This window comes from Lentzea xerophila, from assembly GCF_051094245.1.
GTDB classification, from domain to species: Bacteria; Actinomycetota; Actinomycetes; order Mycobacteriales; family Pseudonocardiaceae; genus Lentzea; species Lentzea xerophila.
This window is the reverse complement of record NZ_CP194934.1, coordinates 3,681,239-3,693,804: the sequence shown is the minus strand read 5'-3', so window position 1 is coordinate 3,693,804 and position 12,566 is coordinate 3,681,239. Positions and strand designations below refer to the sequence as shown.

The following is a 12,566-nucleotide window of genomic DNA, read 5'->3' as shown; positions in this document are numbered from 1 at the left end:
CAGCATACGGTACGGTATCGTCACGTTCGTGATCGAACACACGGGCAGCGGTGACCCGGCGCGGACGCTGGCGTTGCTGTGGCGCACCCAGGAGCGGGTGTCGCGCAAGGGCAAGCCGGACCTGAGCGTGGACCGCATCGTGCGGGCGGGCATCGCGCTGGCCGACACCGACGGGCTCAAGGCGCTGTCGATGCGCCGCGTGGCCGAGTCGCTGGGCGTGGGGACGATGTCGCTCTACACCTACGTGCCGGGCAAGGGCGAGCTGATCGACGTCATGGTCGACACCGTGCAGGCCGCGACCGGGCGTGAGGTGGCGGAGGGCTGGCGCGCGCACCTGACGTACGTGGCGCGGGAGAACCTGGCACTGTACCGGCGGCACCCGTGGTTGCTGCAGGTGGCGCCGTCGCGCACGGTGCTCGGTCCCCAGGTGGCGGCGAAGTACGACTTCGAGCTGCGCGGTATCGAGGGCGTCGGGCTCTCCGACGTGGAGATGGACTCAGTGCTGAGCCTGGTGCTCGGGCACGTGCAGAACTCGGCGCGGGGGCTGACCGCGGCGGCGATCACCGAGCAGGAGACGGGGCTGACCGACCAGCAGTGGTGGGACGCGGCGGCGCCGTTCCTGATGACGGTGTTCGATCCGGCGCGCTATCCGGTGGCGGCGCGCGTGGGCGGCGCTGTCGGGGAGGCGCACCAGAGCGCGTTCAGCCCGGAGCACTCGTTCGAGTTCGGGCTGGCGATGATCCTGGACGGCGTCGATCGGCTGATCACCTCCCGCGGCTGACTCGTCGCCGGGCTGGTTACAGGCGGGTGACACCCTCGCGGCATGCGTCGTTAATTCCCACGACATGTCCAGTGGATGCCTACAGTTACGCCACGCCGATCAACTTGCCACCGGATCGACTCGCCATTGGGAGGCCTGCTCGTGGTGATCGACTCGCAGCCGCGGCAGGCGCTGGTGCGCCGGTTCACCGGTCTGGCGCGGTCGACGCCCGGGCGGCTGAGCCTGATCGTCGTGGTGCTGGTCATCGCGAGCCTGGCGAGCGGGTGGCTGTCGACGTGGAGCGTGAACCGGCAGGAGCGGGCGCTGGAGGACCTGGCGACGCGGTCGGAGCCGCTCGCGCACGCGGCGCAGGAGGTCTACCGGGCGTTGCAGGACGCGGACGCGACGGCGGCGAGCGCGTTCCTGTCCGGTGGGCTGGAGCCCGCGCGGCTGCGGGAGCGCTACCTGGCCGACATCGCGCAGGCGCAGGCGGCGTTGTCGGTGGCCACGGCCTCCTCCCCCGACCTGACGGCGACGCTGGCGGCGCAGCTGCCGGTCTACACGGGCCTGATCGAGACGGCGCGCGCGAACAACCGGCAGGGTTTCCCGGTGGGCGCGGCGTACCTGCGCGAGGCGTCGGGGTTGATGCGCACCCAGCTGCTGCCGGCGGCGCAGGAGCTGTACCGGGCGGAGACCGACCGGGTCGAACGGGCGCAGGACGAGACGGATTTCCCGTGGGCCGCGGTGGGGGTGGCACTGGCGTTCGTGGTCGCGCTCGTGCTGACGCAGCGCTACCTGACCCGCAGGACGAACCGGCTGCTCAACGTCGGCCTGCTCGTCGCCACCGGGGCGGCGGTGCTGTCGTTGTTGTGGGTGACGACGGTGTCGGTGCTGGTCATGAACGACGTGTCGGACTCGCGGGCGGCGTCGAAGAAGGTCGACGTGCTGGCGCAGGCCCGGATCGCGACGCTGACGGCACGCGGCGAGGAGACGCTGACGCTGGTCGCGCGCGGTGCGGGCCAGACGTACGAGAAGAACTTCGTCGAGGTGTCCGAACGGCTGGAGGGTCTGCTGGAGCAGGCCATGCGCCTGGAGAACACCGAGGCCGTGGATCAGGCGATGCGGCACTTCCGGCAGTGGCAGCAGGTCCACCAGCGCATCCGTGAGGCCGACGACACCGGGCAGTACAACGACGCGGTGGCGCTGATCGACAACCCGTACTTCGACTCGCTCGACCAGGCGCTGGTGCGCGCGATCGGGGAGGCGCGGCAGGACTTCAGCGACGAGGTGGCGGTGGCGCGGTCGTCGCTGGCGGGCACGGTGGTGGGGATGCTGGTGCTCGCGGTGATCAGCGCCGCCGGGTCGACGATGGGCTTGTGGCAGCGACTCAAGGAGTACCGGTGAGGCGACTGACCCTGGCGGCGGCGCTGCTGCTCAGCGCGTGTTCGGCGGGCCCCGCGCCCAGCGAGATCGCGCCCCGCGGCGCCCCCGCCCCGCAGCCGGCGGGCGCGAGCACGGTGTCCGCGGCGCCGAGCAGCCAGGTGGGCCCGCCACCGTCGTGTGACGCGACGGCGAGCCTGCGGCCCGGCCCGTTGCCCGCGGCCGGGCAGATGCCGGCGGGCTCGACCATGGCGACGATCGCGCAGCGCGGCCGGTTGATCGCGGGCGTGGACCAGAACTCGTACCTGATGGGGTTCCGCAACTCCTTCACCGGTGAGATCGAGGGCTTCGACGTCGACGTGGCGCGGCAGATCGCGAAGGCCGTGTTCGGCGACGAGAAGAAGGTGCAGTTCAAGGTCGTGACCGCCGCCGAGCGGATCCCGATGCTGCAGTCCGGTGCGGTGGACGTCGTGGTGCGGACCATGACGATCACGTGTGACCGGCTCGAGGAGGTCGACTTCTCGCAGGTCTACTACCAGGCGGGGCAGCGGGTGCTGGTGCGCCGTAACTCCGGGATCACCGACGTTGATGGTCTCAAGGACAAGAAGGTGTGCGTGGCGTCGGGGTCGACGTCGCTGGGCAACGTGGTGAACCGGGCGGGGACGACGGTGAGCGTGCCGAACTGGACGGACTGCCTGGTGATGCTGCAGCAGGGGCAGACGGACGCGATCTCCACCGACGACACGATCCTGGCGGGGCTCGCGGCGCAGGACCCGTACACCGAGGTGGTGGGCTCGCGGTTCACCGACGAGTCGTACGGGGTGGGGATCCCGAAGGGGCAGCAGGACCTGGTCCGGTTCGTCAACGGCGTGCTGGAGCGGATGCGCGCCGACGGCACGTGGAACGCGCTCTACCAGCGGTGGCTCAGGACCCTGGGTCCGGCACCAACGCCGCCGGTCGCGCGTTATCGGGACTAGGGAGGGTTCCGGGATGAGTGACGAGCGGGAGCTGCCCGACACCGGGCCGTCGACGGCACCGGGAACCGCGCCCTGGTCGGTGTCGCAGGAGGTGACGCGGTCGAGCTCGGGCCGGGCGCGGCGCGGCAGTGCGCGGTCGATGAGCCGTGGCCGGCTCGGCGCGGGCCTGGTCGAGGTGCCGCGGGTGCCCTACCGCGATCCGACGACCGCGGTGCTGGCCAACCCGGAGGTCCCGGAGGCGAAGCGGTTCTGCTCGAAGTGCGGCAAGAAGGTCGGGCGGGCCAAGAACGGCAACCCGGGCCGGGTGGAGGGGTTCTGCCCGCAGTGCGGGCACGCGTACTCGTTCACGCCGAAACTGGCGCCGGGTGAGGTGCTGCACGACCAGTACGAGGTGCTGGGGTGCCTGGCGCACGGCGGCCTCGGCTGGCTGTACCTGGCGCTCGACCACGCGGTGAGTGACCGGTGGGTGGTGCTGAAGGGCCTGCTCGACTCGGGTGACGCGGACGCGATGGCGGCGGCGCTGGCCGAGCGGCGGTTCCTGGCCGAGGTCGAGCACCCGAACATCGTGAAGATCCACAACTTCATCCGGCACGAGGCCCGCGAGAGCGACAAGCTCGTCGAGTACATCGTGATGGAGTACGTCGGCGGCGAGTCGATCAAGGACATGATCACGCACCGGCGCCGGGAGGGCCGTGGCGACGAGGCGTTGCCGCTGGCGCAGGCCATCGCCTACGTGCTGGAGATCCTGCCCGCGGTCGGCTACCTGCACGGGGTGGGGTTGCTGTACTGCGACTTCAAGCCGGACAACATGATCCACACCGAGGAGCAGCTCAAGCTGATCGACCTAGGGGCGGTGCGGCGCATCGACGACCACCACTCCCCCATCTACGGCACGGTGGGCTACCAGGCGCCGGAGATCGGCACGATCGGCCCGTCGGTGTTCTCCGACATCTACACCGTGGGCAGGACGCTGGCGGTGATGAGCTTCCCGTTCGACTTCCGGGGCCGCTGCAAGGACCGGCTGCCCACGATCGACGAGGAACCGCTGCTGGGCCGGTTCGAGTCGTTCCACCGGCTGTTGCTGCGCGCCACGAACCCGAACCCGGAGCTGCGGTTCTGCTCGGCCGAGGACATGGCGGAGCAGCTCACGGGCGTGCTGCGCGAGGTGCTGGCGATCGAGGACGGCGTGCCGCGGCCGGGTCTGTCGCGGCAGTTCACGCCGGAACGCCGCCGGTTCGGCGTGGAGGGCGCGCTGGACCTGGCGGAGGTGGCGCTGGCGTTGCCCGCGCCGAGCGTGAGCACCTCGGACGCGGCCGCGTCGTGGCTCGCGACGGCGACGACGTCGGATCCGGCGGGGCTGCGCAAGGCACCGGAGCTGACCGTGGAGGTGCGGCTGCGGATCGTGCGGGTGCTGATCGAGTCCGGCGACACCCAGGCGGCGTTGCGGGAGCTGGAGGCGCTGACGGCGCCGTCGATGTTCGACGAGCCGGAGCTCGACCCGGCGGAGGACTGGCGCCCTGACTGGTACCGGGGCCTGGCGGCGCTGGTCGACCAGCGGCCCGCGGACGCGGCGGGGTTCTTCGACGCGGTGTGCTCGGCGGTGCCGGGCGAGGCGGCGCCGAAGCTGGCGCTGGCGGTGTGCGCGGAGGCCACCGGGGACGGCAAGGCCGCGGCGGGCTGGTACGAGCTGGTGTGGCGCACGGACCACGCGTACGTCTCGGCGGCGTTCGGGCTGGCGCGGGTGCTGCTGGCGTGCGGGGACCGGGCTCGGGCGGTCGAGGTGCTGCTGTCGGTTCCGGACACGTCGTCACAACATCTGCCGGCGCAGATCGCGGCGGTGCGCGCGCAGCTGGGTGACTGCGGGGCCGAGGACCTCGTGGCGGCCGGGGAACGGTTGCGCGCCTTGGACATCGACGTTCACTCGCACACCCAGCTGTCGGCGGAGGTGCTGGAGGCGGCGTACGACTACGTGACCCGCAATCAGGCCGCCGAGGGCAAGGTGCTGGACTGTGCACTCTCCGAACACGAGCTTCGGCTGGGTCTCGAGCGTCGCTACCGCACGCTGGCCCGGTTCGCGGCCACGCCGGAGGAACGGATCGCATTGGTGGACCGCGCGAACGCGGTAAGGCCTAGGACGTTGGTTTGATGGACACCCTGAAGTGCCCGGAGTGCTTCGCGCCCGTCGCGGCGGAGGACCGGTTCTGCGAGGCGTGCGGACACAACCTTTTGGTGCGCCGCACGCCGCTGGGCGGACCGACCGGTCCCGCGCAGGCCTCATGCATCCTGTGCGGGTCGCCCGACATCGATGACGAGGACTACTGCACCCAGTGCGGGCGGCACCAGCCGTCGGCGCGGGACCGGGTCGAGTACACGCTCGGTGCGGTGTCCGGTGTGTCGGACCGGGGCAAGCGGCGGGCGCGCAACGAGGACTCGATGGCGTTCGGGCACGTCGCGGGCAAGGGTGTCGCCGCGGTGGTGTGCGATGGCGTGGCGTCGTCGGAACGCGCGGAGCAGGCCTCGCAGGCCGCCGCGGACGCCGCCGTGGACGTGCTGCTCAACGCGCTGATCGACACCGCGGACCCCGAGCAGGCGATGGTCGACGCCGTGGCGGCGTCGTGTTTCGCGGTCGAGCAGCTCGTGGAGACCGAACCCATGGAAGCGGGCGGCCGGGGTGTGGCGCCGTCGTGCACGTTCGTGTCGGCGCTGGTCACGGAGTCGACGGTGACGATCGGCTGGATCGGCGACTCGCGGGCCTACTGGCTCTCCGACGAGGGTTCCAAGCAGCTCACCACGGACGACACGTGGGCCGCGCAGCTGGTGGCGGAAGGTGTGCTGACCGAGGAGCAGGCCCGCACGGACCGCCGCGCGCACGTGCTGTCGCGGTGGATCGGCGCGGACGCGGGCCGGGTGGAGCCGCAGGTCGTGACACTGCGGCCGAACTCGCCCGGGGTGTTCCTGCTGTGCTCGGACGGGCTGCACAACTACCGGCCGCAGCCCGAGGACCTGCAGCCGCTGCTGCCGTGCGGGCCGGAGGAGTTCGTGAAGGTGGCCCTGGACGCGGGCGGGCACGACAACATCACCGTCGTGCTGGTGCCATTCGCTCCGGCGCCCTAGCGAAAGTTCACTCTTTGCGGTGATTTACCGCCGGCTAACCGGGGACGGGCAGCGTCGCGGGAGTGAGATTCGTTTCTGTCGCGGCCGTGGCCGCTATCGCTCTGGCCGGGTTGTCGTCCGGGGTGGCGCACGCGGAGTCGGCGCCGGGATGCGGCCCCGTGACGCAGATCGGCAAGACCGCCTACATCAACGGCGACTCCTCGGGTGCGTGGGCGTCGGTCAAGCAGTTCAAGGGGTGTGGCAAGAACTGGGCCTATGTGTACGTGTGGGACTCGTTCGTCTCCCGGGTCGGTGACTTCCAGGTCGCCACGTGGGTCGAGACCACCACGATGAACGGGTACGTGAAGGCACCACGCAACCAGCAGGCCGTCTGGTCCAAGGGCACCAACACGTTGTCGGTGTGCACTCGTGCGGCCGGGTCGATGGTCGACTTCGTCAGCAACCCCGACTACGCCCACACCGTCAAGACCGAGAAGAGGTGCTGACGGTGCGGCTCTCGCTCGTGGCGGCGGCGGCGCTGGTCCTGTCGGTGGTGTCGCCGGGGATGGCACACGCGGAGTCCGCGCCCGGTTGTGGTCCGGTGACGCAGATCGGCTCGACCGCGTACATCGGCTGGGAGGCCGGCGTGCAGTGGGCGTCGGTGAAGCAGTTCAAGGGCTGCGGCAAGAACTGGGCGTACGTGTACGTGTGGGACTCCTACCACAACCGCGGGCACGACTACCGCGTCTCGGCGGCGGTGCTGACCTCCGGCGGCGCGAAGGGCTACCGGAAGGGCTCCAACCGGCAGCAGGAGGTGTGGTCGTCGGGCACGGACACGCTGAGTGTGTGCACGCAGGCGCAGGGGCACCTGTACGACAACGCGGAGTACGCGCACTTCGCCACGACGGGCAAACGCTGCTGAAATGAGCTGATGCGCAGGGCGGTGTTGATCGCGGCGGCGGTGGTTGTCACCATCGTCGCCGTGGTCTTCGCCTTTCAGCGCAAGCTGGTCTACTTCCCCTCCCCTGGTCCGTTGCCGTCCGCCGAGGAGGTTCTGCCCGGTGGGCGGGACGTGCGGCTGGTGACGGCGGACGGTCTGTTGCTCGGCGGGTGGCATTTCGAGGTGCCGGACGCTCCCGCGACGGTGATCGTGTTCCCCGGCAACGGCGGCAACCGGGCGGGACGGGCGCCGCTGGCGCGTGAGCTGACGGCGCGCGGTCTGTCGGTGCTGTTGTTCGACTACCGCGGTTACGGCGACAGCCCGGGCACGCCGGGCGAGGAGGGTCTGACGTACGACGCGCGGGCGGCGCTGGACCTGATCGACGGGCCGGTGATCTACTTCGGCGAGTCGCTGGGCGCGGCGGTGGCGGTCGGCCTGGCGACCTATCGCGCACCCAGGGGCATGGTGCTGCGCTCGCCGTTCACCTCTCTCGCAGCGGTCGGGTCGCACCACTACCCGTGGCTGCCGGTGAAGATGCTGTTGCAGGACAAGTACCCGGTGGTCGAGCGGGTGTCCGCCCTGGACGTTCCGACCGTGGTGCTGCTGGGCACGGCGGACTCGGTGGTGCCGCCCGCGCAGAGCCGGGAGGTGGCGACGGCGGCGCGGGCGAAGCTGATCGAGGTCGCGGGCGCGGATCACAACGACGAGGCGCTGCTGTCGGGTCCGCGGGTGATCGACGCGGTGCTGTCGGTCAGCTGACGGGCGCGATCTCGCCGGAGCTGCGGCGCACGAGGGTGGCGGGGACGACGGCGTGCACGGGTGGTGAGGTGTCGCCGTCGATGCGGGCGAAGACGAGTTCGGCGGCTTTGCGGCCGATGCCGGGGACGTCCTGGCGCACGACGGTGATGCCGGGTTCGAGCATGTCGGCGAGCGGGAAGTCGTCGAACCCGATAAGCGCGACGCGGTGCTGCAGGCCGCGTGCGCGCAGCACGCGCATGGCGCCGACGGTGACGAGGTTCTGCGCGGTGAACAACGCCGTGGGCGGGCGGCCGAGGCCGAGCAGCGCCGCGGTGGCGGTCTCGGCGAGCCCGGCGCCGTGCAGGTCGGAGTGGACGAGCTCGTCGCGCAGCGTGAGACCGGCGTGGGCGAGGCCTTCGAGATAGCCGGTGTAGCGCTCCTGGCTGGTCCACAGGGTGCGGCGGTCGCCGAGGAACGCGATGTCGCGGTGGCCGCGCGCGGCCAGGTGCAGGACGGCGTCGCGGGAGCTGTCGCGGTTGGTCGTGGTGACGCAGTCGGTGCCGCCGAAGGTGGGCGGCCGGTCGACCAGCACCATCGGGGTGCCGCGTTCGCGTTCCTGCTGCAGGGCGTCCTGGTGGCCGCCGGCGGCCATGACGACGACGCCGTCGACGCGCCGGGCGGCCAGGGAGACGAGCAGTTCGCGTTGCAGCGTGTGGTCGTCCTCGCTGCTGCCGGCGAGCACGAGCACACCGTGGTGGCGGGCCCGGTCCTCCACGGCGCGCAGCAGCGCGGAGTCGAACGGGTTGGACAGGTCCTCGAACAGCACGCCGATGGTGGCGCTGCGGCGGTCGGAGCGGCGCAGGCTGCTGGCGGTGAGGTTCGGGCGGTAGCCCAGGCTGCGGGCGGCGGCGCGGACGCGGTCGGCGACCTCGGCGCCGGCGCCGGGCAGGTCGTTGATCACGCGGGAGACGGTCTTGGTGCTGACCTTCGCCAGTGCCGCGACGTCGCGCATCGTGGGTTCGCGTCTTCCGCCTGCCCGATCCATGTCCGCTCACTCCCAGTGACGAGCCTTGCGTCAACGATGACGTGAACGGTATACCCGATTGACTGACTCACGTAGGCGCTCTCCCCTTCTCGATCGAGGGAACGCGGACGGGCGGTTACGTCAACGATGACGTAGGAGTGGTCATGCGCAGAACGGTCGGGGTTTTCGGCGCAGCGGCGTTGCTCGTGCTCACCGCGTGCGGAGGTGGTGGGTCCTCCGGCGGTACGACGCTGGTGGGGCTGGTGACGAAGACGGACACGAACCCGTTCTTCGTGAAGATGAAGGAGGGCGCGCAGCAGGCGGCCTCGTCGTCGGGGGTGACGGTGCAGTCGTTCGCGGGCAAGCAGGACGGCGACAACCAGACGCAGGTCGACGCGATCGAGAACCTGATCGCGTCGGGCGCGAAGGGCATCCTGATCACGCCGAGCGACTCGAAGGCGATCGTGCCGTCGGTGGACAAGGCGCGGGCGGCGGGCCTGCTGGTGATCGCGCTGGACACGCAGCTGGAACCGGCGAACGCGGCCGACGCGACGTTCGCGACGGACAACTACAAAGCCGGATTGCTGATCGGGCAGTGGGCGAAGGCGAAGTTCGCCAAGGACGGCAGGCAGGCCAAGATCGCGCTGCTGGACCTCAACCCGAACCAGGTGTCGGTCGACGTGCAGCGTGACCAGGGGTTCCTGGAGGGCTTCGGCATCGACGTGAAGGACCGCAACCGCATCGGCGACGAGTCCGATCCGCGGATCGTGGGCCACGACGTGACCGACGGTGATCCGTCCGGTGGCCGCACGGCGATGGAGAACCTGTTGCAGAAGGACCCGGGGATCAACCTCGTCTACACGATCAACGAACCGGCGGCGGCGGGTGCGTATGAGGCGTTGAAGGCGGCGGGCAAGGAGAAGGATGTCGTGATCGTGTCGGTCGACGGCGGCTGTCCGGGCGTGCAGAACGTGCAGGCCGGGGTGATCGGGGCGACGTCGCAGCAGTACCCGCTGAAGATGGCGCAGCTGGGGGTGGAGGCGGTGGCGGCGTTCGCGAAGGACGGCTCGAAGCCGCGGGACACCGACACGGGCGTCACGCTGATCACCGACCAGCCGGTGGACGGCGTCGAGTCGAAGGACTCGTCGTTCGGCCGGCAGAACTGCTGGGGCTGACCGATGGCCGTGGTGGAGTCGCGGGAGCGTTCGCCGCTGACGCGGTTGCAGCACCTGTTGCACGCGCAGGCCACGATCGGGCCGGCGGTGGTGCTGCTGGTGGCGGTGGTCGTGTTCGCGGTGCTGTCGGAGCGGTTCCTGACGCCGGGCAACATCTCGTTGATCCTGCAGCAGGTCGCGGTGGTGGGCACGCTCGCGGTGGGGCAGACGATCGTGATCCTGACGGCGGGCATCGACCTGTCGTGCGGGGCGATCATGGTGCTGACGTCGATCGTGATGGCGAAGGTGGCCGCCGAGACCGGTCTGCCCGGCCTGCCCGCGCTGGTGCTGGGTTTCGTGGTGGGCACGCTGTGCGGGTTGCTCAACGGGCTGCTCGTGACGAGGCTGAAGCTGCCGCCGTTCATCGTCACGCTGGGGACGTTGAACGTGTTCTTCGCCTTGAACCTGTGGTACTCGGGCAGCGCGACGATCCGCGGCACGGACATGCCGTCGCTGCTGCTGTGGACCGGGCAGACGCTCAACCTCGGCGGTACCCGCGTCACCTACGGCTCGATCATGATGGTGGTGCTGGTGGCGGCGATGGCGTTCGTGCTGAAGAACACCGCGTGGGGCCGGCACGTCTACGCCACCGGTGACGACACCGAGGCGGCCCGCCTGTCCGGGATCCGCACGGCGCGGGTGCTGCTCAGCGTCTACGCGGTCGCGGGCCTGGTCTACGCGTTGGCGGCGTGGACGCTGATCGGCCGGATCGCGTCGGCGAGCCCGCAGGCGGGGCAGATGGACAACCTGGACTCGATCACGGCGGTGGTGATCGGCGGGACGTCGCTGTTCGGCGGCCGCGGCGCGATCGTGGGGTCGCTGCTGGGCGCGTTGATCGTCGGCGTGTTCCGCAACGGCCTGGCACTGGCCGGGGTGGACGTGCTGTGGCAGACGATGGCCGTCGGGGTGCTGATCATCGTGGCGGTGTCGCTGGACCAGTGGATCAGGAAGGTCACGCCATGACCACCCCGGTGTTGCGGGCCACGGGCCTGGTGAAGCGCTACGGCAAGGTGACGGCGCTGGCGGGCTCGGACCTCGAGCTGCTGCCCGGCGAGATCCTCGCGGTGATCGGCGACAACGGCGCGGGCAAGTCGACGCTGATCAAGGCCCTGTCGGGCGCGGTCGTGCCGGACGAGGGCGAGATCGTCCTCGACGGTGACCCGGTGTCGTTCTCGACGCCGCTGGACGCGCGGCGGGCGGGGATCGAGACGGTGCACCAGTCGCTGGCGGTGGCGCCGTCGCTCGACATCGCCGCGAACCTGTTCCTGGGCCGTGAACTGCGCCGCAAGGGCGTGCTCGGCTCGGTGCTGCGGATGCTCGACCGCCAGGCCATGCGCGAGGAGGCCCGCCGCCAGCTCGACGCGCTGGGGATCATGACGATCCAGCACCCCGGCCAGGCGGTGGAGACCCTGTCGGGCGGCCAGCGCCAGGCCGTGGCGGTCGCGCGCGCGGCGGCGTTCGGCAGCCGGGTCGTGATCATGGACGAGCCGACCGCCGCGCTGGGTGTGCGGGAGTCGCGTGCGGTGCTGGACCTGATCCTGCAGGTCCGCGACCGGGGGCTGCCGGTGATCCTGATCAGCCACAACATGCCGCACGTGTTCGAGGTCGCCGACCGCGTCCACATCCAGCGCCTCGGCCGCCGCAGGACGGTGGTGGATCCGCGTTCGGTGTCGATGTCGGACGCGGTGGCGATCATGACCGGCGCGATGGAGCCGCCGGCGCCTTAGTGCCGAAGGGGTTGTCGATCACGTACCGCCACCGGCCGTCGCTGTCGCGGCGAGCGACGTCGGTGGCGGTACCCGTCACGTCGCCGATGGTCCAGTCGACGATCAGCAGGGCGATGCCGTCGTGTGCGTTGACGTAGCGTGGCCGGACGTCGATGGGCAGGCCGAGGTCGAGGAACCGCTGGTTGGCGTCACGGCGGGCGGCGCCGGTGACGGTGTGGCCGGGTTCGGGGACGAAGAGCCCGCCCGGTTCGTAGATGGCGTCGACGGCGGCCGCGTTCCTGGCGTTGAACGCCTCGGCGAAGTTGCGGGCCACACTGGCGGGGTGAAGGATCATGTCGACAGCGAGCTGGTGCCGACCGCGTCCGGCCGTACGTCCCAGCCGACGGCGGACTGTCCGGTGGAGGTGGCGCTGGCGGCGATCAGCGGCCGGTGGGCGACGCTGGTGCTGCGGGACCTGATGCACGGGCCGCGGTCGTTCTCCGAGCTACGCGCGGGCTTGCCGCGGTTGAGCGCGAAGGTGCTGACGGAGCGGCTGGACTCGTTGGTGGCGCAGGGTGTGGTGCGGTGTGACCGCTCCCCTGGGTTTCCGGTGCGGACGTCGTACGAGTTGACGCCGAAGGGCACGCTGCTGCGGCCGCTGCTGGTGCAGCTGTATCGGACGGGTGAGGCGCTGCTGGGCGAGCGCGCGGAAGTCCGTCGCGGGAGCGCGTGAG

General features: G+C 70.8%; 14 protein-coding genes. 12 read left to right on the top strand and 2 right to left on the bottom strand.

Annotation, left to right across the window (positions count from 1 at the left end; translation table 11 throughout):
- The first annotated feature begins 28 nt into the window (after window positions 1-28).
- From ACRSBM_RS17500 to ACRSBM_RS17465, 8 genes are all read left to right on the top strand, one after another.
- Entirely contained in the window at window positions 29-781 is a 753-nt protein-coding gene (locus tag ACRSBM_RS17500; protein WP_434444498.1) for a TetR/AcrR family transcriptional regulator, read from the top strand.
- Window positions 782-922: 141 nt separating this feature from the next.
- Complete coding sequence (locus ACRSBM_RS17495; protein ID WP_434444497.1) at window positions 923-2,164, top strand: hypothetical protein; 1,242 nt, start codon at window positions 923-925, stop codon at window positions 2,162-2,164.
- Complete coding sequence (locus tag ACRSBM_RS17490; protein WP_434444495.1) at window positions 2,161-3,117, top strand: transporter substrate-binding domain-containing protein; 957 nt, start codon at window positions 2,161-2,163, stop codon at window positions 3,115-3,117. The genes ACRSBM_RS17495 and ACRSBM_RS17490 overlap by 4 nt, the downstream gene beginning before the upstream one ends.
- Before the next feature lie 13 nt (window positions 3,118-3,130).
- Window positions 3,131-5,263, top strand: coding sequence for a tetratricopeptide repeat protein (locus ACRSBM_RS17485; protein WP_434444494.1), 2,133 nt, complete (start codon window positions 3,131-3,133; stop codon window positions 5,261-5,263).
- Window positions 5,263-6,231: a PP2C family serine/threonine-protein phosphatase gene (locus ACRSBM_RS17480; protein WP_434444493.1), complete on the top strand. Its 969-nt coding sequence runs from the start codon at window positions 5,263-5,265 to the stop codon at window positions 6,229-6,231. Before ACRSBM_RS17485 ends, ACRSBM_RS17480 begins: the two co-directional genes overlap by 1 nt.
- A gap of 62 nt (window positions 6,232-6,293) precedes the next feature.
- A complete protein-coding gene (locus ACRSBM_RS17475) occupies window positions 6,294-6,716 on the top strand; it encodes a hypothetical protein (RefSeq protein ID WP_434444492.1) in 423 nt (140 codons plus the stop codon).
- A 2-nt stretch (window positions 6,717-6,718) separates the two neighbouring features.
- On the top strand, window positions 6,719-7,132 hold the full coding sequence (locus ACRSBM_RS17470) for a hypothetical protein (protein ID WP_434444491.1): 414 nt from the start codon (window positions 6,719-6,721) through the stop codon (window positions 7,130-7,132).
- Window positions 7,133-7,141: 9 nt separating this feature from the next.
- Window positions 7,142-7,909 carry an alpha/beta hydrolase gene (locus tag ACRSBM_RS17465; RefSeq protein WP_434444490.1) on the top strand — a complete coding sequence of 256 codons (768 nt, stop codon included), beginning with the start codon at window positions 7,142-7,144 and terminating at the stop codon, window positions 7,907-7,909.
- Here the strand turns inward: ACRSBM_RS17465 and ACRSBM_RS17460 are convergent.
- Window positions 7,902-8,933, bottom strand: a complete 1,032-nt coding sequence (locus ACRSBM_RS17460) for a LacI family DNA-binding transcriptional regulator (protein WP_434444488.1) — start codon at window positions 8,931-8,933, stop codon at window positions 7,902-7,904. The genes ACRSBM_RS17465 and ACRSBM_RS17460 overlap by 8 nt on opposite strands.
- A gap of 143 nt (window positions 8,934-9,076) precedes the next feature.
- Between ACRSBM_RS17460 and ACRSBM_RS17455 the strand changes: the two genes are divergently transcribed.
- From ACRSBM_RS17455 to ACRSBM_RS17445, 3 genes are read left to right on the top strand one after another with little or no spacing between them, the layout of a single operon-like run.
- Window positions 9,077-10,087, top strand: coding sequence for a sugar ABC transporter substrate-binding protein (locus ACRSBM_RS17455; RefSeq protein ID WP_434444487.1), 1,011 nt, complete (start codon window positions 9,077-9,079; stop codon window positions 10,085-10,087).
- A gap of 3 nt (window positions 10,088-10,090) precedes the next feature.
- On the top strand, window positions 10,091-11,089 hold the full coding sequence (locus ACRSBM_RS17450) for an ABC transporter permease (protein WP_434444486.1): 999 nt from the start codon (window positions 10,091-10,093) through the stop codon (window positions 11,087-11,089).
- On the top strand, window positions 11,086-11,853 hold the full coding sequence (locus ACRSBM_RS17445) for an ATP-binding cassette domain-containing protein (protein ID WP_434444484.1): 768 nt from the start codon (window positions 11,086-11,088) through the stop codon (window positions 11,851-11,853). The genes ACRSBM_RS17450 and ACRSBM_RS17445 overlap by 4 nt, the downstream gene beginning before the upstream one ends.
- Here the strand turns inward: ACRSBM_RS17445 and ACRSBM_RS17440 are convergent.
- A complete protein-coding gene (locus ACRSBM_RS17440; RefSeq protein ID WP_434444482.1) occupies window positions 11,819-12,187 on the bottom strand; it encodes a YybH family protein in 369 nt (122 codons plus the stop codon). The genes ACRSBM_RS17445 and ACRSBM_RS17440 overlap by 35 nt on opposite strands.
- Between ACRSBM_RS17440 and ACRSBM_RS17435 the strand changes: the two genes are divergently transcribed.
- The gene (locus ACRSBM_RS17435; RefSeq protein WP_434444481.1) at window positions 12,176-12,565 is read left to right on the top strand and encodes a winged helix-turn-helix transcriptional regulator; all 390 of its coding nucleotides are present in this window, start codon (window positions 12,176-12,178) and stop codon (window positions 12,563-12,565) included. The two genes, ACRSBM_RS17440 and ACRSBM_RS17435, sit on opposite strands and share 12 nt — an antisense overlap.
- The last annotated feature ends 1 nt before the right edge of the window (window position 12,566 follow it).

Bases quoted from the DNA above. Each gene is read 5' to 3' on its own strand.
- ACRSBM_RS17485 (WP_434444494.1), top strand. From the start codon at position 3,131: ATGAGTGACGAGCGGGAGCTGCCCGACACCGGGCCGTCGACGGCACCG.
- ACRSBM_RS17480 (WP_434444493.1), top strand. From the start codon at position 5,263: ATGGACACCCTGAAGTGCCCGGAGTGCTTCGCGCCCGTCGCGGCGGAG.
- ACRSBM_RS17465 (WP_434444490.1), top strand. From the start codon at position 7,142: ATGCGCAGGGCGGTGTTGATCGCGGCGGCGGTGGTTGTCACCATCGTC.
- ACRSBM_RS17460 (WP_434444488.1), bottom strand. From the start codon at position 8,933: ATGGATCGGGCAGGCGGAAGACGCGAACCCACGATGCGCGACGTCGCG.
- ACRSBM_RS17455 (WP_434444487.1), top strand. From the start codon at position 9,077: ATGCGCAGAACGGTCGGGGTTTTCGGCGCAGCGGCGTTGCTCGTGCTC.
- ACRSBM_RS17450 (WP_434444486.1), top strand. From the start codon at position 10,091: ATGGCCGTGGTGGAGTCGCGGGAGCGTTCGCCGCTGACGCGGTTGCAG.
- ACRSBM_RS17445 (WP_434444484.1), top strand. From the start codon at position 11,086: ATGACCACCCCGGTGTTGCGGGCCACGGGCCTGGTGAAGCGCTACGGC.
- ACRSBM_RS17440 (WP_434444482.1), bottom strand. From the start codon at position 12,187: ATGATCCTTCACCCCGCCAGTGTGGCCCGCAACTTCGCCGAGGCGTTC.